The organism is Streptomyces sp. NPDC039462, assembly GCF_055639375.1.
The window spans coordinates 245978-264309 of the sequence record NZ_JBVKAO010000008.1 but is presented as its reverse complement, the minus strand read 5'-3'; the positions used below and the strand labels follow the sequence as shown (position 1 = coordinate 264309).

Below are 18332 nucleotides of genomic sequence, written 5' to 3'. Positions count from 1 at the left end.
GCATACGGTGGAGGCATAGAGCTTGATGTTTCAAGTACTTTCGTTCCTTCACCCGTTGTTCCACCCGGTTCCACCCGCCCGGAGGTGCGCGATGACCCGCATGCCCGCCCTGTACCTCAGCCATGGCGCCCCGCCGCTCGCCGACGATCCCGTCTGGCCCGGCGAGCTGGCCGCCTGGTCCGCGGAGCTGCCCCGCCCCAAGGCGATCCTGATGGTCTCCGCCCACTGGGAGGAGGCGCCGCTCGCCCTGTCCGCCACCGAGACGCTGCCCCTCGTGTACGACTTCTGGGGCTTCCCCGAGCACTACTACCAAGTGACGTACGCCGCGCCGGGCGCGCCCGGACTCGCCGCCTCCGTACGCAAGTTGCTGCACGCGCCCGGCACGCCCGTGCAGGACGTGCCGGACCGCGGGCTCGACCACGGCGCGTACGTCCCGCTCGTGGAGATGTACCCGGACGCGGACGTCCCCGTGCTCCAGATCTCCCTGCCGACCCTCGACCCGCGCCGCCTCATGGACATCGGCCGCAGGCTGGCGCCGCTGCGCGACGAGGGCGTGCTGATCGTCGGCAGCGGCTTCTTCACGCACAACCTGGCCGCGCTGCGTCACGGCGGCGTGCCCGGCTGGTCGGCCGAGTTCGACGCCTGGGGGTACGAGGCCCTGGAGGCGGGCGACGTGGACGCGCTGCTCGACTTCGGGCACAAGTCCCCGGCCGGGCGGCTCGCCCACCCGCGCACCGAGCACTTCGCACCGCTCTTCGTCACGCTCGGCGCGGCCGAGGCCACGGGGGACCTCGACGGGCAGCGCAGCGTGATCGACGGGTTCTGGATGGGGCTCGCGAAGAGGTCGGTGCAGTTCGGGTGAGGGCGGGTGTGGGGGCGGGCGGGCCCCACGACGGCCCCTCTACACGAGCGGCTCGCTGAGCTCGACGGCGCGCAGGGCCGCCGCCAGAGCCCGCTCGTCGCCGACGTCGAGCGCCGTGTCCGCGAACTTGATCACATGCTCGTCGCCGTGCGCCATGGCCCGCTCGAAGACCTCCTCGGCGGAGAAGGTGCCCGGCGCGGCGTACTCCACCGGCTCGTCCGGCGCGTACATGGCGGTGATCGCCGCCGACGCCGTCCACGCGGCGTGCAGGCTCGGGACCCACAGGGCGCGGGGGAGGGCGGGCAGGGCGCGCAGCACGGCGTTGGGCGCGGTCGCCGCGTGTACCAGCATCGTCTCGTCGCCGTGGCCGTGCGTGGCGTACCGGTGGGTGGCCGCCCGCACCAGCTCCGTCAGCCGGCGCCGGGCCTCCTCCGGGTCGTCCACCGAAGCGGCCCACACCGGCAGCCCCTCGACCCGGTCGAGCCGCGTCGGGTAGCCGCCGTCGGCCCGGTTCGCGATGGGCGGCACCGCGTCCAGCGCTCCGGCGGCGCTCTCTGCGCCTGGCAGGGTGGCGACACCGGGGAGCGGGTAGTGGCGGGCGGCCCAGTAGCCGAGGCCGTGCGCGAGCTCGGCGAGACGGGGTTCGGTCACGCCGCCCGGCTGCCCGCTGCTCCCCGCCTGCCCGCTGCTCCCCGCCTGCCCGCTCCCCGCCTCCGCTTCGCTCTCCTCCAGGGTGCGCACGGCGTGGCCCACCCGGATCACCGGGTGCGCGGCGCTGCCGTACAGGCCGGGCAGCAGGCGCGGCCACCACTCGGCGAGCACGTCGCGCCAGGGCCGGGCCTCGATCTCCCGGCCGAAGTACGCGATCCAGTCGGCGGCGCGGCGCGGGTCACCCAGGGCGGCCTGCCAGTTCGCGTCGGTGACCGGCTCGAACGGGGCGGGAAACTCCTCCAGCTTGGGGGCGTAAAGATCCAGCCACCGGTGGACGGCCAGGGACTGCCCGTGCGCGGCGAGCGCCTCGACGGCCATCGGGGCGTGGTTGGTGAGCCGTCCGAGACGCTCGGGGCCCGAGGTGTGCAGGCGCTGCAGGGCTTCGTCGAGAATTCCTGTGGTGTCGGTCATGCGGGGACGGTAGGCCGCTGACCTGCCGGTGCGTAACGGCCTTGCGATCTAGGTCCTCGGGCCCAGAAGGTCTAGGCCATCCCCAGCCGCAGCTCGTACCAGGCGACGTCCCAGTACCGCCCGAACTTCCTGCCGACTTCCTCGTACGTCCCCACATGCCGGAAGCCGAAGCGCTCGTGCAGACGGACCGAGGCCTCGTTCGGCTGGGCGATCCCGGCGTAGACGCGGTGCACGTCCTCGCCTTCCAGGGCTTCCAGGAGGGCCTTGTAGAGGAGCGTGCCGATGCCCCGGCCCGCGGCGTCCGGGGCGCAGTACACGCTGACTTCCACGGAAGTGGAGTAAGCGGGCTTCGGGCGGAAAGGACTACTGGTCACGTATCCGAGCACACGGGAGGCGTGGGTGCGGGAGCCGGGGCCGGGGTCGGAGCAGGGGCCCGGGCCGGGATCGCGCTCCTGAGCAACCAAGAGGCGGTGCGGGCCGTCTTCAGGGTGGGAGAGCAGCCAAGGGCGGCGCTCTTCCGGCAGGAAGGCGACGGTGTCGAAGGTGACGGCCGTCTCACGCACGTAGTGGTTGTAGAGGTCCGTCAGGGCTTCGAGATCAGCCTCGACGGCCGGTCTCACCTGCACCTCTGTACGTTCCGTCGGCATCCGGACCCCCTCCGTGGCGCGACAGGGTACTGCACCACCGGGAAAAAAGATGCGCGGCTTGGGAATTCTGTCCGGATTCCAGTCGTTGTTTCCATCGGATGCAGGGCACCCGAGGGTGTGCCATCCACCACAGAGGCCCCAGAAAGGGCCGACCAGGACCACCATCGCAAGGGAGCACGCATGGCAACCCGTGCCGTCGCCCGTCGCAAGTCCGCCGCCTCCGGTGGGACCGACGCGGCACGCAGTGTTCGCGCCGTAGGCGGGGAGATCGCCGACCGCGACCTGGTCGGCATGTATCTGGACGAGATCGCGCGCACGCCGCTGCTCGACGCCGCCAAGGAAGTGGAGCTCTCCCAGGTCATCGAGGCGGGGGTGTATGCCCAGAAGATCCTGGACGGCGAGGTCGAGGACAGCAAGGTCACCGCGGACCGCGAGGAGCTCGAAGCCCTCGTGGCCGACGGCGAGCGCGCCAAGGACGTCTTCATCCGGTCGAACCTCCGCCTGGTCGTCGCGGTCGCCCGCCGCTACCCGCGCAGCGGCCTCCCCCTCCTCGACCTGATCCAGGAGGGTAACGCCGGACTGGTGCGAGCCGTCGAGAAGTTCGACTACGCCAAGGGCTTCAAGTTCTCCACGTACGCCACGTGGTGGATCCGCCAGGCCATCACCCGCTCCATAGCCGACCAGTCGCGCACCATCCGCCTCCCCGTCCACCTGGTGGAGGAGCTGGGCCGCATCCGCCGCGTCCAGCGCGAGTTCAACCGGGAGAACGGCCGGGATCCGGAGCCCGCGGAGATCGCCGCGGAGCTCGCCTCGACGCCCGAGCGCGTCGTCGATGTCCTTGACTGGGCCCGCGACCCCGTCTCGCTGAACATGGGCGTGGACGACGAGGGCGACACCCAGTTCGGCGACCTCCTGGAGGACACCTCGGCGGTCTCGCCCGAGCAGTCCGTCCTCTCGCTGCTCCGCAGCGAGGAGCTCGACGACCTGATCGGCCGCCTCGACCAGCGCACGGCCTCCATCATCAAGATGCGGTACGGCATAGACGACGGCCGCGAGCGCACGCTCACGGAGGTCGGCAAGGAGCACGGGCTGACCCGTGAGCGGATCCGCCAGATCGAGAAGCACGCGCTCTTGGAGCTGAAGAAGCTGGCGCGCGACACGGGGTTCGACGCGGTGGCCTAGGCGGCCGGCCTTGGGCGGTTTCCTTATCCTCCTGCGCCGTCTTCCTGGGGCGTCGTGCTTCGCGCGTTTTCCCCACCCGCCCGCCCTTTTTCCGGGAGCGAGCGGGTCAGGCGGCCGCTCATGGCCCTGATGCAGTCCACCAGCTCCCCGGGGCCATGGACCGTGAAGTCGCAGTCCAGGACCGCCAGTCGGACCGCCAGCCATTCCAGCGAGTCCGAGACCGGGCAGCGCAGACGGCAGCTGTGGTCGTCCAGGGGCTCCACCGGGCTCAGGGGCGCGGGCAGGCGCGCGGTGACGAAGTGCGCCGGCGCGGCGAAGGTCACGTCCAGGTCGTGCGTCGGCCGCCCGCTCCACATCGACTGACGGATGTACTCCGCGGCGTCCCCCGTCGGCAGCTCCCGCGGCACGAACCGCGCCCCCGTGGCGAACGGGTCGGCCACCCGGTCCACCCGGAAGGTCCGCCAGTCCTCGCGGTCGATGTCGTACGCCACGAGATACCAGCGCCGCCCCGTCGACACCAGCTGGTACGGCTCGGTGAGCCGGCGCGACTCCGTGCCGTCGCCCGCCCGGTAGGCGAACCGCAGCCGCTCGTGGCCGGCCGCCGCCGACGCCATCACCGTCAGCGTCTCCGGCGCGATGCTCGCCCCGTCCCCGCTGGTCAGCGCCGTCGTCGCGGTCTGCAGCGCGGAGACGCGGTGGCGCAGGCGCCCCGGCAGCACCTGCTCCAGCTTGGCGAGCGCCCGCACCGACGCCTCCTCCACGCCCTCCACCGCGTGCCCCGCCCCGGCCCGCAGGCCGACCGCGATGGCCACCGCCTCCTCGTCGTCCAGGACGAGCGGCGGCATGGCCTTGCCCGCGACGAGCCGGTAGCCGCCGGCCGCACCCTGACTGGCCCGCACCGGGTAGCCGAGGTCCCGCAGCCGGTCGATGTCCCGCCGCACCGTCCGCCTGCTGACCCCGAGCCGCTCGGACAGCTCGGCGCCGGGCCACTCGCGGGGCGTCTGGAGGAGGGAGAGGAGCTGGAAGAGGCGCGCCGGTGTATCGGCACCGGCCACCGCACCGCCCGTAGTCATGGTCATGCCACCCATCCCGTCGTCGTCTTGCTGTCGTCGTGGCGTCCGTCGTGCCGTCGTCAAGTCATCTGTCGCGTCGTCGGCATGGCGTACTTACGCGTCGTCTCCGTCATGCCGTAGTCATGCCCTCAGCATGCCGGATAATTAGGTCATGTCCTGGCCTATATGGCCTCTAGCCTTGCGGCATGACTTCACCCAGCACCGTTTCCGCCCCCGGGACACCGGCGGCCGCCGGCGACCGTCGGCGGTGGTTCGCCCTGGCCATCGTGATGACCGCCGCCTTCATGGACCTCGTCGACGTCACGATCGTCAACATCGCCATCCCTGCCATCCAGCGGGACGAGGGCGCCACGTACAGCCAGATCCAGTGGATCACCGCGGGTTACGCACTCGCCTTCGCCGCCGGTCTCATCACCGGCGGTCGGCTCGGCGACATCCATGGCCGCAAGCGGCTCTTCTTGATAGGGATCACCGGCTTCACCGTCGCCTCCGCGCTCTGCGGCTTCGCGGTGAACCCGGAGATGCTGGTCGCGTCGCGCATCCTGCAGGGCGGCATGGCCGCGCTGATGGTGCCGCAGGTGCTGTCGATCGTGCACGCGACCTTCCCGGCCCACGAGCGCGGCAAGGTCTTCGGCCTCTTCGGCATGATCGTCGGTCTCGGCGCGGTCTCCGGGCCGCTGCTCGGCGCGCTGCTCACCGAGTGGAACATCTTCGGCCTCGAATGGCGCCCGATCTTCCTCATCAACCTGCCGGTCGGCATCGTGGGGGTCATCCTCGGACGGAAGTTCATCACCGAGTCGAAGGCACCGCGCGCCCTCAAGCTGGACCTCGTCGGCGTCGTCCTGGTCACCGTCGGCCTGCTGATGCTGCTCTACCCGCTCACCCGCGGGCGCGAGCTGGGCTGGCCGGTGTGGGGTCACGTCATAATGGCGGGCTCGCTCGTCGTCTTCGCCGCCCTCGTCGCGTACGAGAAGAGGAAGGCCGCCAAGGACGGCTCGCCGCTCGTCGAACTGTCGCTGTTCAAGGTGAAGAGCTTCGCCGCGGGCATCGCCGTGCAGACCGTCTTCGGCGTCACCATGGGCATCTTCTTCCTGGTCTGGACGCTCTACATGCAGGTCGGCCTCGGCTGGACCGCGCTGCGCGCCGGACTGACCGGGGTACCGTTCTCGATCGCCGTCTCGGCGGCGGCCGGCATCTCCGTGCAGAAGCTCGTGCCCCGCTTCGGCCGCAAGGTGCTTCAGGCCGGTGCCCTGGCGATGGCCGCCGGCGTGCTCATCTACATCTGGGAGGCCGGCCGGTACGGCGCGGACATCGCCCCCTGGCAGATGGCGCTCCCGCTGGTCGTGATGGGCATCGGCATGGGCCTGATCGTGGCCCCGCTGACGGACGCGGTCCTCTCGGAGGTCCCGCGGGAGCACGCGGGCTCGGCCTCCGGGCTCATCAACACCGTGCAGCAGATGGGCACCGCGCTCGGCCTCGGCCTGGTGTCGGTCGTCTTCTTCGGGGTGATCGACGAGCGGGTCCGGAGGGAGCGGATCCCCGCGGAGTTCGCGGACGGTTTCCAGAACGCGCTGTGGTGGGTGACGGGCGTGCTCGCCGTCATCTTCCTGGTGATGTTCGCCCTGCCGGCGAAGCCGCGGGTGCACATCGAGGGCGGCGGGGACGAGGACGTGACGGAGGACGACGAACAGCTGGCGAAGGAGCCGGTGCTGACGCACTGAGGACGGTTCCGACGACGGTTCCCCGTGCCCCGAAAAGGGGCGCGGGGAACGGCGCAAGGGGCGCGGGGAACTGCGCGACCAGCCACGGCGCGCCCGCAGCAGTCCACCCGCCCAACCCCCATCCGCCCAACCAGCGGAGCGCTACAGCTCTGCTTGGGTGGCCGCCTCGTCCAAGGACTCCAGTACGGCCTTGGGGCTGCCGCCCTTCACGACCGCCTCGCCGATACGGCGGCGCACCGCGCTCCGGACCTCCGGCCAGGAGCGGAGGTTCGTCGGCTGGAACTGAGCCTGCGGCATCTGGTCGATGAAGTCCCGGAGCGGCCGCTGCTCCGGGTCCTTGCGCAGGGCGTCCGACGCGGAGCTCGTCACCGGCAGGGCGGACTGACTCCCGCCGTACGCCAACGCGGACTTCCGGCCGTACAGGTAGCTCAGGAACGTGCCGCACTGCTCGCGCCGCCCGTTCTGCCTGAACGCCATCAGCCAGTCGTTGAGCCCGACGGGCGGCGCCGCGCCGCCGAGCTTCTTGGGGAACGGGGCGTGCGCGTAAGGAAACTTGGCCTGGTCGGCGGCGCCCATCAGGACCGGGTGGGCGATCATCATGCCGATCTTGCCGCGCAGGAACTGGGCGTACGCCTCCGTCCTCGTCAGCGACTTGGGGTCGGCGCCCGCCAGGCCGCGCGCCACGAGGTTGTCGCGCAGCCAGGTGAGGGTGTCGATGTTGCTGGGGGTGGCGAAGTCGTAGCCGGTGAGGCCGGCGTAGCCGCCGCCGTCCGCGAGGAGCCAGGCGAGCGCCTCGTCCTCGGCGGCCTCGGGCCCGAGCTGGAGACCGTACGGGGTGGGGACGCCGATCGCCTTCAACGCCTCGGCCGCCTCCCGCAGTTCGGCCCAGGAGCGGGGGGCCCTGATGCGTGCCTGCCTGAAGAGGGCCTTGTTGTAGAAGAGGCGCGGGGTGCTGGCCAGGAAGGGCAGGCCGTACTGCACGCGGTCGACCATGCCCGCCTCCGCGTAGGAGCGGATGAAGTCGCCCTCGGTACGGACGTCGAAGAGGTCGTCGGCGCCGTACAGCTTGCCGTCCTCGGCGTAGGGCGCGAAGAAGTTGGACTGCGCGATGTCGGGGGCGTCGCCGTCCTTCACGCGCCGGGCCAGGGTCTGGTCGAGCTTGGTGAACGGGACGCGTTCGAGGTGGACCTCGATGCCCGGGTGGGCCTTCTTGAAGGCGCCGATGAGGCCGTCCCACTGGTCGCCGATCGAGGAGCCCACGCTCTTGTCGTAGCTGGCGACGAGGAGCTCGAGCGGGGAGTCGGTCTCGGCGGAACAGGCGGTCAGGCCTGCGGCGCCGAGCGCGGTGGCGCCGGTGAGACCGGCTGTGTGGAGAAGGAACTTCCGACGACGCACCGCTGTTCGCCACCTTTTGCCTCTGCGGTTCCACGGGGGCGGGGGCCCGGGCCTGGCGGCCGCTTCCGTAGCTTTCGGGTGGCAGATTCTGCCACAGGGGCAGTTAGTGACGGCGAGGTGGTCCGTGGTGGGCTGGCATAACCTGCCTGTCATGTCCAGTGGTCCGCAGTCGCCGCAGTCGCCGCAGTCGCCGCAGTCGTCTCAGTCCTCTCAGTCGTCACGGCTGGCCCAGTCGGCCCAGTCGGCGCCGCCATCGCAACCGTCGCAACCGTCGCAGCCGTCGCTGACGGAGCGTCGTAAGACTGAGACCCGCCTCGACATCGCCCGCACCGCGGCGGCACTCTTCGTCGCGGACGGGTTGCGCGCCACCCGCGCCGAGGACATCGCCCGGGCGGCGGGTGTCGCGCCGCGCACCTTCTACCGCTACTTCGCGACCAAGGAGGAGTCGGTCGCGCCGCTCTTCGCCGCGGGGGCGCAGCAGTGGGCGGAGGCGGTGCGCCGGGCACCGGCAGAACTGTCCGTTCCGGACGCGTTGCGGCACGCGGTCGCGGACGCGCTCGGCGCCCACGACGCGGGCGCGGCGGAGTCCCTGGACTGGGTGCGCGCGCTGCTGCGCATGTCGGCGGAGAGCCCGGCGCTGCGCTCGGTGTGGGCGGACGCGTGCCATGCGTCGGAGCAGACGCTGCTGGCGGTGCTGGCGGAGCGCGCCGGTGCGCGGGGTCCGGCAGACGCCGACTCGGCGGGTCCGGACCCCGCAGGGCCCGGCCTGGACCTGCGCCTCGCGGCGGCCGTCGCGAGTGCGGCGGTACGGGTGGCCGTCGAGGCCTGGGCTGAGAACTGGTCCGAGACCCGGGCCGAGACCCGGGCCCCGGGCGGCGAATCGGCGGACGCCTCCGACGGTCCGGCGGCGCTCGCGGCGCGCTGCCTGACGGCTCTGGACGCCTTTCCCTGGCCGTAGGGCTCGAAGCGCCCACATCGCCGGACCCTGACCTTCGGCGCTGATCTTCAGCGAGGGACACAAAGTCCGTTTGTGTCCGAGTCGCGCCCGAAACTGTTTACTTCCCGGAAATCCAGCCGTACTCTGCGAATGAAACCACAAGCTCGGGCATTCGGCGGAGGCGAACGGACATGTACGCACCGGAGCGGCAGCAGGAGATCCTGCGGCTCGCGCGGGACGGCGGGCGGGTCGACGTCCTGTCGCTGGCCGAGGAGTTCCAGGTCACCGCGGAGACCATCCGGCGCGACCTGAAGGCGCTCGACCGGGCCGGTCTCGTCCGCCGCGTGCACGGGGGCGCCATCCCCGCCGGGCGTCTCGACTTCGAGCCGGACCTCGCCGAGCGCGAGGGCACCGCCGCCGACGAGAAGGACCGCATCGCCCGCGCCGCCCTCGCCGAGCTGCCCGCAGAGGGCAGCGTCATCCTCGACGCCGGGTCGACCGTCGCGCGCCTGGCGGCAGGGCTCCCGCTGGAGTCGACGCTCACCGTCGTCACGCACAGCCTGCCGACGGCCGCCCGCCTCGCCGACCACCCCGGCATCCAGCTCCACCTCATCGGCGGCCGGGTCCGGCAGCGTACGCGCGCGGCGGTCGACGCATGGGCCCTGCGGGCGTACGGCGAGATCCGCGCCGACGTCGTCTTCCTCGCCGCCAACGGATTCTCCGCGAAGAGCGGCCTCACCACCCCCGACCTCGCCGAGGCCGCCGTGAAGCGGGCAGCCGTCGCCGCGGCCCGCCGCGTCGTGCTGCTCGCCGACTCGGCCAAGCACGGCCAGGAGCACTTCGCCCGCTTCGGCGACCTCGCCGACGTGGACCTGCTGATCACCGACACCGGCCTGACCGATGACGACGCGGCCGCCATCGAGCGCGGCGGCACGGAAGTAGTACGCGCATGATCCTCACCGTCACCCCCAACCCGTCCCTCGACCGCACCTACGAAGTGCCGTCCCTCGACCGGGGCGAGGTCGTCCGCGCCACCGGCGAGCGCATGGACCCGGGCGGCAAGGGCGTCAACGTCTCGCGGGCCGTCGCGGCCGCGGGCGTGCGGACGGTCGCCGTGCTGCCGCTCGGCGGAGCGCCCGGCGCACTCGTCGCCCAACTCCTCCGCGAGCAGGGCATCGAGGCGGCCCCGGTGCCGGTGGCCGGGCAGACCCGTTCCAACATCGCGGTGGCCGAACCGGACGGCACCCTCACGAAGATCAACGCGCCGGGCCCCGAACTGTCGGAGGCCGAGCGCGAGTTGCTGCTCGCCACCATCGGCGAGCGGTCGGCCGGCGCCGACTGGATCGCCTGCTGCGGCAGCCTGCCGCGGGGCCTGAAGCCCTCCTGGTACGCGGAGTTGGTGGCCCGCGCGCACGAGGCGGGCGCCCGTATCGCTCTGGACACCTCGGGCCCCGCCCTGCTCGCCGCGCTCGCCGAACGACCCGACGTCGTCAAGCCCAACGTCGAGGAGCTCGCCGAGGCCGTGGCCCGCCCCCTGACGACGGTCGGCGACGCGGTCGAGGCGGCGCAGGAGCTGCGGAAGTCGGGCGCCCGCGCCGTCCTCGCCAGCCTCGGCGCCGACGGCCAGCTCCTGGTCGACGCGACGGGCACGTACTTCGCGAGCGCTCCCGTCGCCACCGTGCGCAGCAACGTCGGCGCCGGCGACTCCTCCCTCGCCGGCTTCCTGATCGCCGGCGGCACCGGGCCCCGCGCGCTCGCCTCCGCCGTGGCGCACGGCGCGGCCGCGGTCCAGCTGCCGGGCAGCGCGATGCCGACCCCGTCGGACCTCGCCCCGGACGCGGTCACGGTGACGGACGAGGTCCCCCTGACCCGCCCCCTGACGGAACCCGCCACATGAACCCCGGCCCGTGCCCCGCACCCCCCGCTCCTCCAGCGGCCAGTGTCCCCTCACCTACCGCCGCCTCCCCGGCCGTCCCCCACACCTCAGGCACCCCCAGCTCCCTCCCCTCAGCTGCCCCCGTCCCCCCAGCACCCCCCGCCCACCCAGCGACACCGGCGGCCCGGGTGATACGCGTGCGAAGGAGCCCGCGATGACTCAGATGATCACCGCGGACCTGGTCGACCTCGAACTCGACCTGTCCGCCGAAACCAAGGAAGCCGCGGCCCGCTCCCTCGCCGAACGCATGGTGGCCCTCGGGCGGGTGACCGACCTGGACGGGTTCCTCGCCGATGTCGCGGCCCGTGAGGCACAGATGCCGACCGGCCTGGACGGTGGCATCGGCATCCCGCACTGCCGCAGTGCGCACGTCACCGAGCCGACCCTCGCCTTCGGCCGCTCGGCACGCGGCATCGACTTCGGCGCGCCGGACGGCCCCGCCGACCTGATCTTCCTGATCGCGGCCCCGGCCGGCGCGGACGACGCCCACCTGACGATCCTGTCGTCCCTGGCACGGCAGCTGATGGACGCGGAGTTCACGACCGCGCTGCGATCGGCGGAGTCTGCCACGGAGGCGGCGGCCCTGATCAGCGGCGAGAAAGCCGCAGCCGAATCCGCAGCCGCTCCCGAAGCTCCAGCCGCAGCCGCTCCCGCAGCCGGAACCCCTCCCGAATCCGCAGCCGGAACCGCTCCGGAAGCTGCAACCGGAACCGCTCCCGAAGCCCCAGCCGGAACTGCTCCCGAAGCCGTCCCCGCTACGGCCGACGCTCCCGACGCCGACCCCAGCCCGACCCCCGACTCCACCCCCACCCCCACGCCCACCCCCGGGCAACCCTTCCGCATCGTCGCCGTCACCTCCTGTCCCACAGGCATCGCCCACACCTACATGGCCGCGGAGTCCCTCGAAAACGCCGCCCGCGGCGCCGGCGTGGAGATCGCGGTCGAGACGCAGGGGTCGGCCGGGTTCACCCGCCTCGACCCCGAGGCCATCGCCGCCGCGGACGGCGTCGTCTTCGCGCACGACGTCCCGGTACGGGACAAGGACCGCTTCGCCGGAAAGCCCACCGTCGACGTAGGGGTGAAGGCCGGCATCAACCGTCCCGCCGAACTCATCGCGGAGGTGAGGGAGAAGGCCGCACGCGGCGAAACGACCGCCCCCACCACCGGAGGACCCACCCCCGTCGACAACGCGGGGGAAAGCGGCGACGGTTACGGCACCAAGCTCCGCAAGTGGCTGATGTCCGGCGTCAGTTACATGGTCCCCTTCGTCGCCGCGGGCGGCCTCCTGATCGCCCTCGGCTTCGCCATCGGCGGCTGGAAGATCGACAAGGCGCCGTCGGTCGCCGAGCACTTCATCTGGACGGACCACACCAGCTGGGCCGCGCTGCTCTTCCAGGTCGGCGGACTCGCCTTCGCCTTCCTCGTACCGGTCCTCGCGGGCTACATCGCGTACGGCATGGCCGACCGGCCCGGCCTGGTCCCCGGCTTCGTCGGCGGTTCGGTGGCCGTCACCATCGACGCCGGTTTCCTCGGCGGTCTCGCCGCGGGCCTGCTCGCGGGCGCCGTCGTCATGGGCATCCAGCGGGTCCGCATCCCCGCCGTGCTGCGCGGCATCATGCCGGTCGTGGTGATCCCGCTGATCTCATCGGCGGTGGTCGGCTTCCTGATGTTCCTCGTGGTCGGCAAGCCGATCGCCTCGCTGCAGAGCGCGCTGACCGACTGGCTGGAAGGCCTCTCCGGGGCCAACGCGGTCATCCTCGGCGTCATCCTCGGCCTGATGATGTGCTTCGACCTCGGCGGCCCGCTGAACAAGGTGGCCTACGCCTTCGCGATCGGCGGCCTCACCCACCCGACCGACGGCAGCCTCAAGGTCATGGCCGCGGTGATGGCGGCCGGCATGGTCCCGCCGCTCGCCATGGCGCTCGCCACGACGGTCCGCGGACGCCTCTTCACCAGGACCGAACGGGAGAACGGCAAGGCGGCCTGGTTCCTCGGCGCCTCCTTCATCACGGAGGGCGCGATTCCGTTCGCGGCGGCCGATCCGTTGCGCGTCATCCCCGCGTCCATGGCGGGCGGCGCCGTCACCGGAGCACTGTCGATGGCCTTCGGCTGCACACTGCGCGCGCCGCACGGCGGTGTGTTCGTGGTCCCGCTGATCGGCAGTCCCCTGCTCTACCTGGTGGCGATCGCCGCCGGTGTCTGCGTCTCGACGGTCGTGGTCGTCCTGCTCAAGGGAGCCAGGAAGACGGCGCCCGGGGAGGCGTCGGTGGCGGAGGAGAAGGCAGGGGCGGGCGTGACCGATGCCAAGGAGTCCGCTGCGGCGGTCTGAACCGGAGTGTGCGACTTGCGTCACTTCGGGACCTAAGTCCTATTACCCCCTGTCGAAAGCCCCGGGCGCTGTTGTCTACTGGGCCGCATGCTCCAGGATGTCTCGATCGTTCAGCAGATAGGCGTGGCCGTGCTCGCCGTGGCGACCGTCGTCTGGGCCGTCGGCCTGGTGCGGATGATGCGCAAGGGCCGCTTCGACGTGGAGGCGCCGCGCCACAGCCCGTCGCTCCGCGCGCTGCCGGCCCAGCAGGGCCCGCCGCGCGCGGAGACCGTGGAGCTGACGCCGGACGAGCGGGATGCCTTCGCCGGTCTCGTACGGCAGTTCGGCGACGGACGCTGACTCAGGAACGCAAGAACTCGGCAGCTCAGGAGCGATTGCGGCTCCGCGCCGTCCAGTCGCGGGCCCTGCGCTCCATCGCGGCGCGGGCCGCCTCCTCGCTGTCGTACACCTCGCACATGTGCCGCCCGTCGGGCGTGAGCGTGTGCTCGACCTCCCACAGGCTGATCTCGCCGCCGTCGAAGAGCAGGAACGCGTGCTCGTAGAGCGAGAAGGACGTGCGTATCTCACCGGTCAGGCAGGGGCGGCCGAAGGCCTGGGTGATCTGGTGCGCGAACGCCGCGCGCAGCAGCCGCGCCACGCTCTCGTCGGGCCGGTCGCCGTCCGGGTTCTCCGCGCGGCGCAGGAGCCGGCGCGCGTGGTCCGCGGAGTCGTCCGGAACATACGCGTGCCGGGGCTCGGAGTCGGCCGGGAACTCGAGCACGACGGGCCGGCCGCACGCCGGCGGGTCGGGCGGCAGCGGTAGCCGTGAGGTGGCGACGCCCGCCTCCTCCTCGTCGGCGTAGACCTCGTGGGTCGGGTCGCTGCCCGGCGCGGTGTTGTGGACGAGCTCCCAGAGGGTCAGCACGGAGGCGTCGGCGAGCAGCCACGTATGTCTGTACGTCTCGCGGTGCAGCCCCGAGCTGTGGTGCGCGGAGTGCAGGGAGCTGTCATGGGCGAGGGCTGTGCTCAGGCGGGCCAGGACCTCGTCCGGCAGATCGAAGGAGTTCAGGGCACGGCCGAGGAGTCGCTCGAGGTGCTCCTCCGGAGAGTGTGGCTCGGGCGACTCGGGTGGCTCGTACGCAGTGTCGTACGGAACGCTCAAGGCTTGCTCCCGGCGTTGCTACATGTCACCTGGTGAGTGCATACCGTAGCCCCTGGGTCCGACATCATGCCCGGGAACGGGAAAACGCGCGAGCAAGATGCCCGGGATCAGGAAAACGGGCGGGCCACCCCGGGAAGTTCCCGCGTGACCCGCCCAGTTGCCGGTGCCGTGAGCGCGTCAGCTCGCGCTGCCGGCCGTCCACTCGCTCCAGGACATGTTCCAGCCGTTGAGGCCGTTGTCCGGGGCGATCGTCTTGTCGGGGGAGCCCGTGACCGAGACGACGTCACCGATCAGGGAGTTGTTGTAGAACCAGGCGCCCATGGTGTTCGGGTCGCCCGCGCCGCGCGCGTCCTGGAGGCCGACACAGCCGTGGCTGGTGTTGGCGCTGCCGAAGATCGACGGCGAGCCCCAGTAGTTGCCGTGGATGAAGGTGCCCGACGTGGACAGCCGCATGGCGTGCGGCACGTCCTTGATGTCGTACTCCCCGCCGAAGCCGACCGTGTCACCGTTCATCCGGGTCTGGGTGAACTTCTCGGAGATCACCATCTTGCCGTTGTACGTCGGGTTCGACGGGCTGCCCGCGGAGATCGGGATGGTCTTGATGACCTTGCCGTCCCGCTCGACCGTCATCTTCTTGGCCTTGACGTCGACGGTGGAGACCTGCGCGCGGCCGACGGTGAAGGTCACCGTCTTGTGCTGCACGCCGGTGATGCCGTTCCCGCCCTTCACGCCGTCCAGGTTGATCTTCATGGTGACCTTGGAGCCGGCCTTCCAGTACTCCTCGGGCCGGAAGTCGAGGCGCTGGTTGCCGAACCAGTGGCCGACGACCTTCTGGCCGCTGCTCGATGTCACCGTGATGTTGGACTGGACGTCCTTCTTCTCCGTGATCGGCTTGTCGAAGTTGAAGGAGACCGGCATGCCGACGCCGACCGTGGTGCCGCCGTCGGGCGTGTAGCTGCCGATGAAGCTGTTGGCCGTGGAGACGGTGGTGAACGTCGCGTTCTCGGTCGCCGCGTTGCCCTTGGGGTCCTTGGCGTTGGCGGTCACCTTGTACTTCGTGCCGCGCTCCAGCTGCGCCTTGGGCTTCCAGGTGGTGCCGTCGCCCGAGATGGTGCCCTCGACCGCGGCGCCGGACGTCACCGACGTCATCTTCACGCTTGTCAGCTTGCCGCCCTTGACCTTGACGCCGGTGGCGTTGATCGAGGCGTCGGTGGCGCCGTCCTTCGAGGAGATGGTGATCTCCGCGCCCTTGGCGGCGGAGTTGGCGCCCTTCTTGTCGTTCTTGGCGTCGGCGTCGCCGCCGCAGGCCGTCAGGGTCAGCGCGCCCACGGCGGCGAGCGCGGTGGCTGCCAGCAGGGCACGGCGCCGGGGGTTGACTATGACCGACCTTGTCACGGGCTGCTCCAAGTACGTGTTCTGATCCAGTTAGGTGTTCTGTTCCAGTACGAGTTAAGAGCGTTCCTGTGCGCGGATAGGTTCCGCCCGGAGGGTGTGAGTGTGAGCACACTCGGTGAGCCCAACAGGCGGCGCTGTGGGGCTGTTTGGGCGTCTTTGGGCTAGTTCCCTGAGGGCTCGTAGAGGTCGAGGTACGCGGGGAAGGTGCCGCCCGGCGTCTTCACTGAATGGGCCGCGAGCAGCGCCCGGGTGATCGCCGCCGTCACCACGTCCGCGCCCGCGGCGAGGATTTCGTTGAGGGCGAGAGGCTTCTCGGCGGCCAGGGCGCGCTCTCCTGTGGCGAGGGCGAAGACCGTGTCACCGTCGTTGAGGAGATGGACGGGCCGCACCGCGCGCGCCATTCCGTCGTGCGAGGTGCCGGCCAGCTTCTGTGCCTGCGCCTTGGTGAGTTCGGCGTCGGTGGCGACCACGGCGAGCGTGGTGTTCAGCGGTGGCGGCCCGTTTTCCGCGGCGGCCTCGGCGAGCCGCCGCCGCGCCTCCTCGTGCACCTCGGGAGCGGGGTAAGCCACCGGCCGTCCCTCGAAGTACCGCCCGTACAGTACCCCCGTCCCCGGATCGACCCCCGAACCCGCGGCGTTCGCCACGACCAGCGCGGCGACCGTGATGCCCGAGTCGAGGCGGATGCTCGCGCTGCCGACACCGCCCTTGAGACTCCCGACCACCGCGCCGGTGCCCGCCCCCACGTTCCCCTCGACGACGGGCGTGAACGGCTCGGTGCGCGCGGCGTCCGCGACGGCGGCCCGCCCGGTCGCCGCGTCGGGGCGGGCCCCGAAGTCGCCGCCGCGGCCCAGGTCGAAGACGCAGGCGGCCGGGACGACGGGGACGACGTGGGCGGGATCGGGGCCCACCCGCACGCCCCGGCCGCGCTTCTCCAGCCACGCCACCACCCCGGCCGCGGAGTCCAGGCCGTACGCACTGCCGCCGGTGAGGACGACCGCCTCGACGCGCTGCACCACATTGCGCGGATCGAGAGCGTCCGTCTCCCGGGTGCCGGGCCCGCCACCGCGCACGTCCACGGCGGCGACCGCCCCGCCCTCGGGGGCGAGGACCACGGTGGTGCCGGTCAGCCACCCGTCGCCGACCCGTGTGGCGTGGCCGACGCGGAGCCCCGCGACATCGGTCAGGGAGTCAGTAGTCATGCCCCGATCCGTACCACGCACCGCCTGTCATGAGCGCCGCCCCGTACGCGTGGCGAGCGTCACCCGCGCGGTGCCACGCGTCCGTGCGCGCCGTGGGCGTCACCCGCGCGGAGCCGTGCGTGCCGTGCTTGCCATGCGTGCCGTGAGCGTCACCCCCGTCGCGACCGTCGCCGCCGTCACGAGCCCGGCCACGAGCACCGCCCAGCGCCCCGCGAACGTACTCGCCAGCACCGCCAACGTGGCGACCGGCAGCACCAGTTGCTGCGCCGTCCCCACCTTGTAGTAACGGGAGTGCAGCGCCCACACGGTGAACAGGTAGAGCGCCGTCGGCACGGTCACCGCGGCGGACGCCGCCAGCGTCGAGATGTGCGCCTTGCCGACGGCCTGCTCGACCGCCACCTCGATCCCGGCGCCGATCGCAGCGGCCGAGCCGAGGATCACGTAATGGCCGTAACCCCACAGGAACGCCTGCCGGTTGCCTGCCAGCCGCCCGTGGATGGGCACCACGAAGTAGATCCACCACGCGGCGAAGACGATGAGGAGGCCACCAGCGGCGATGGGCAGCAGCTCGTCGAGCGCGTCGTTCTCCTCGATCCCCGACTTCACGGCGACGGTTGCCGCCGCGATGGTCTCGCCGAGCACGATGATGGTGAACAGGCCGTACCGCTCGGAGATGTGGTGCGGGTGCCAGGCCGTCGTGTACGCGCGCTCCGCGATCACCGGCACGCACAGCTCCGCGACCGCCATCACGAGGAACAGCCAGGGCCGGGCCCCCTCCGGCAGGAACAACAGCCCCGACCAGCCGACCTGGCAGAGCAGCACACCGCACGCGTACCGCAGGGCCGTGCCGCGCTCGGCACCCGTCGCCGCCCTGGCCACGCGCAGCCACTGGGAGGTGAGCGCGATGCGCATGATCAGGTAGCCGAGCCAGACCAGGAGGAAGTCGTGCTCCTCGAAGGCCTTGGAGACCCCGGCGGCGAAGACGAGCACACCGGCGATCTGGACCAGCGTGACCACGCGGTACAGCACGTCGTCGTTGTCGTACGCCGAGGCGAACCACGAGAAGTTGACCCACGCCCAGAACAGCGCGAAGAAGACCATCGCGTAGTTGAGGACACCCTCGCCCGCGTGCCCCTCGGCGACGGCGTGCACCAGCTCCGCACCGGCCTGCGCGACCGCCACGACGAAGCACAGGTCGAAGAAGAGCTCGAGCGGGGTCGCGGCGCGGTGCTCCTCGTCGCGCCCGCGGGAGAGGAGCGGCCGCAGCGGCTTCGGGGCGGCGGATGGCGGGCCGGTGTGCGGTGGGGGAGAGGCAGAAGCAGAGGTCATTCCTCCACAACAGCAGAACGCGTACGCCGGACCGGGCTGCGGCGCCGGGCGGCACGGCTGCGCC

Annotated in this window: 16 protein-coding genes; 8 read left to right on the top strand and 8 right to left on the bottom strand. The window is 71.7% G+C overall.

What is annotated here, in order from left to right; genetic code table 11:
• Positions 1-91 precede the first annotated feature (91 nt).
• A complete protein-coding gene (locus ACZ7LU_RS34400) occupies positions 92-862 on the top strand; it encodes a dioxygenase family protein (protein ID WP_471918971.1) in 771 nt (256 codons plus the stop codon).
• 39 nt (positions 863-901) lie between these two features.
• On the opposite strand, the gene ACZ7LU_RS34395 is transcribed toward ACZ7LU_RS34400, so the two are convergent.
• Together ACZ7LU_RS34395 and ACZ7LU_RS34390 are read right to left on the bottom strand one after the other, a co-directional pair.
• The gene (locus tag ACZ7LU_RS34395; protein ID WP_471918970.1) at positions 902-1984 is read right to left on the bottom strand and encodes a questin oxidase family protein; all 1083 of its coding nucleotides are present in this window, start codon (positions 1982-1984) and stop codon (positions 902-904) included.
• A 71-nt stretch (positions 1985-2055) separates the two neighbouring features.
• Positions 2056-2631: a GNAT family N-acetyltransferase gene (locus ACZ7LU_RS34390; RefSeq protein WP_398303317.1), complete on the bottom strand. Its 576-nt coding sequence runs from the start codon at positions 2629-2631 to the stop codon at positions 2056-2058.
• A 180-nt stretch (positions 2632-2811) separates the two neighbouring features.
• On the opposite strand from ACZ7LU_RS34390, the gene ACZ7LU_RS34385 reads away from it, so the two are divergent.
• Positions 2812-3813: an RNA polymerase sigma factor RpoD/SigA gene (locus ACZ7LU_RS34385; protein ID WP_398303318.1), complete on the top strand. Its 1002-nt coding sequence runs from the start codon at positions 2812-2814 to the stop codon at positions 3811-3813.
• A gap of 23 nt (positions 3814-3836) precedes the next feature.
• Here ACZ7LU_RS34385 and ACZ7LU_RS34380 read toward each other — a convergent pair whose 3' ends face one another.
• Positions 3837-4886: a helix-turn-helix transcriptional regulator gene (locus tag ACZ7LU_RS34380; RefSeq protein WP_471919088.1), complete on the bottom strand. Its 1050-nt coding sequence runs from the start codon at positions 4884-4886 to the stop codon at positions 3837-3839.
• A 185-nt stretch (positions 4887-5071) separates the two neighbouring features.
• On the opposite strand from ACZ7LU_RS34380, the gene ACZ7LU_RS34375 reads away from it, so the two are divergent.
• Entirely contained in the window at positions 5072-6607 is a 1536-nt protein-coding gene (locus ACZ7LU_RS34375) for an MFS transporter (RefSeq protein ID WP_471918969.1), read from the top strand.
• 141 nt (positions 6608-6748) lie between these two features.
• On the opposite strand, the gene ACZ7LU_RS34370 is transcribed toward ACZ7LU_RS34375, so the two are convergent.
• Positions 6749-8002 carry an extracellular solute-binding protein gene (locus ACZ7LU_RS34370; protein ID WP_471918968.1) on the bottom strand — a complete coding sequence of 418 codons (1254 nt, stop codon included), beginning with the start codon at positions 8000-8002 and terminating at the stop codon, positions 6749-6751.
• A 151-nt stretch (positions 8003-8153) separates the two neighbouring features.
• On the opposite strand from ACZ7LU_RS34370, the gene ACZ7LU_RS34365 reads away from it, so the two are divergent.
• The 5 genes from ACZ7LU_RS34365 (at position 8154) to ACZ7LU_RS34345 (ending at position 13543) form a co-directional block, all read left to right on the top strand.
• Entirely contained in the window at positions 8154-8960 is an 807-nt protein-coding gene (locus ACZ7LU_RS34365; RefSeq protein ID WP_471918967.1) for a TetR/AcrR family transcriptional regulator, read from the top strand.
• A gap of 170 nt (positions 8961-9130) precedes the next feature.
• Positions 9131-9892 (top strand): DeoR/GlpR family DNA-binding transcription regulator, encoded by a 762-nt coding sequence (locus ACZ7LU_RS34360; protein WP_471918966.1) that lies wholly within the window; start codon positions 9131-9133, stop codon positions 9890-9892.
• Positions 9889-10836, top strand: a complete 948-nt coding sequence (pfkB, locus tag ACZ7LU_RS34355) for a 1-phosphofructokinase (protein ID WP_468715431.1) — start codon at positions 9889-9891, stop codon at positions 10834-10836. Before ACZ7LU_RS34360 ends, pfkB begins: the two co-directional genes overlap by 4 nt.
• A 193-nt stretch (positions 10837-11029) precedes the next feature.
• Positions 11030-13204 (top strand): PTS fructose transporter subunit IIABC, encoded by a 2175-nt coding sequence (locus ACZ7LU_RS34350; protein ID WP_471918965.1) that lies wholly within the window; start codon positions 11030-11032, stop codon positions 13202-13204.
• 87 nt (positions 13205-13291) lie between these two features.
• Entirely contained in the window at positions 13292-13543 is a 252-nt protein-coding gene (locus ACZ7LU_RS34345; protein ID WP_468555724.1) for a hypothetical protein, read from the top strand.
• 25 nt (positions 13544-13568) lie between these two features.
• Here ACZ7LU_RS34345 and ACZ7LU_RS34340 read toward each other — a convergent pair whose 3' ends face one another.
• The 4 genes from ACZ7LU_RS34340 to ACZ7LU_RS34325 form a co-directional block, all read right to left on the bottom strand.
• Complete coding sequence (locus ACZ7LU_RS34340; RefSeq protein WP_470974769.1) at positions 13569-14345, bottom strand: DUF6227 family protein; 777 nt, start codon at positions 14343-14345, stop codon at positions 13569-13571.
• A gap of 177 nt (positions 14346-14522) precedes the next feature.
• Positions 14523-15752, bottom strand: a complete 1230-nt coding sequence (locus tag ACZ7LU_RS34335) for a L,D-transpeptidase (protein ID WP_468304836.1) — start codon at positions 15750-15752, stop codon at positions 14523-14525.
• 149 nt (positions 15753-15901) lie between these two features.
• Entirely contained in the window at positions 15902-16939 is a 1038-nt protein-coding gene (locus ACZ7LU_RS34330; protein WP_471918964.1) for a P1 family peptidase, read from the bottom strand.
• Between the two features lie 99 nt (positions 16940-17038).
• On the bottom strand, positions 17039-18268 hold the full coding sequence (locus ACZ7LU_RS34325) for a low temperature requirement protein A (RefSeq protein WP_468304830.1): 1230 nt from the start codon (positions 18266-18268) through the stop codon (positions 17039-17041).
• Between the last annotated feature and the right edge of the window lie 64 nt (positions 18269-18332).

Bases quoted from the DNA above. Each gene is read 5' to 3' on its own strand.
- ACZ7LU_RS34400 (WP_471918971.1), top strand. From the start codon at position 92: ATGACCCGCATGCCCGCCCTGTACCTCAGCCATGGCGCCCCGCCGCTC.
- ACZ7LU_RS34395 (WP_471918970.1), bottom strand. From the start codon at position 1,984: ATGACCGACACCACAGGAATTCTCGACGAAGCCCTGCAGCGCCTGCAC.
- ACZ7LU_RS34390 (WP_398303317.1), bottom strand. From the start codon at position 2,631: ATGCCGACGGAACGTACAGAGGTGCAGGTGAGACCGGCCGTCGAGGCT.
- ACZ7LU_RS34385 (WP_398303318.1), top strand. From the start codon at position 2,812: ATGGCAACCCGTGCCGTCGCCCGTCGCAAGTCCGCCGCCTCCGGTGGG.
- ACZ7LU_RS34380 (WP_471919088.1), bottom strand. From the start codon at position 4,886: ATGACTACGGGCGGTGCGGTGGCCGGTGCCGATACACCGGCGCGCCTC.
- ACZ7LU_RS34375 (WP_471918969.1), top strand. From the start codon at position 5,072: ATGACTTCACCCAGCACCGTTTCCGCCCCCGGGACACCGGCGGCCGCC.
- ACZ7LU_RS34365 (WP_471918967.1), top strand. From the start codon at position 8,154: ATGTCCAGTGGTCCGCAGTCGCCGCAGTCGCCGCAGTCGCCGCAGTCG.
- ACZ7LU_RS34360 (WP_471918966.1), top strand. From the start codon at position 9,131: ATGTACGCACCGGAGCGGCAGCAGGAGATCCTGCGGCTCGCGCGGGAC.
- pfkB (WP_468715431.1), top strand. From the start codon at position 9,889: ATGATCCTCACCGTCACCCCCAACCCGTCCCTCGACCGCACCTACGAA.
- ACZ7LU_RS34350 (WP_471918965.1), top strand. From the start codon at position 11,030: ATGACTCAGATGATCACCGCGGACCTGGTCGACCTCGAACTCGACCTG.
- ACZ7LU_RS34345 (WP_468555724.1), top strand. From the start codon at position 13,292: ATGCTCCAGGATGTCTCGATCGTTCAGCAGATAGGCGTGGCCGTGCTC.
- ACZ7LU_RS34330 (WP_471918964.1), bottom strand. From the start codon at position 16,939: ATGACTACTGACTCCCTGACCGATGTCGCGGGGCTCCGCGTCGGCCAC.
- ACZ7LU_RS34325 (WP_468304830.1), bottom strand. From the start codon at position 18,268: ATGACCTCTGCTTCTGCCTCTCCCCCACCGCACACCGGCCCGCCATCC.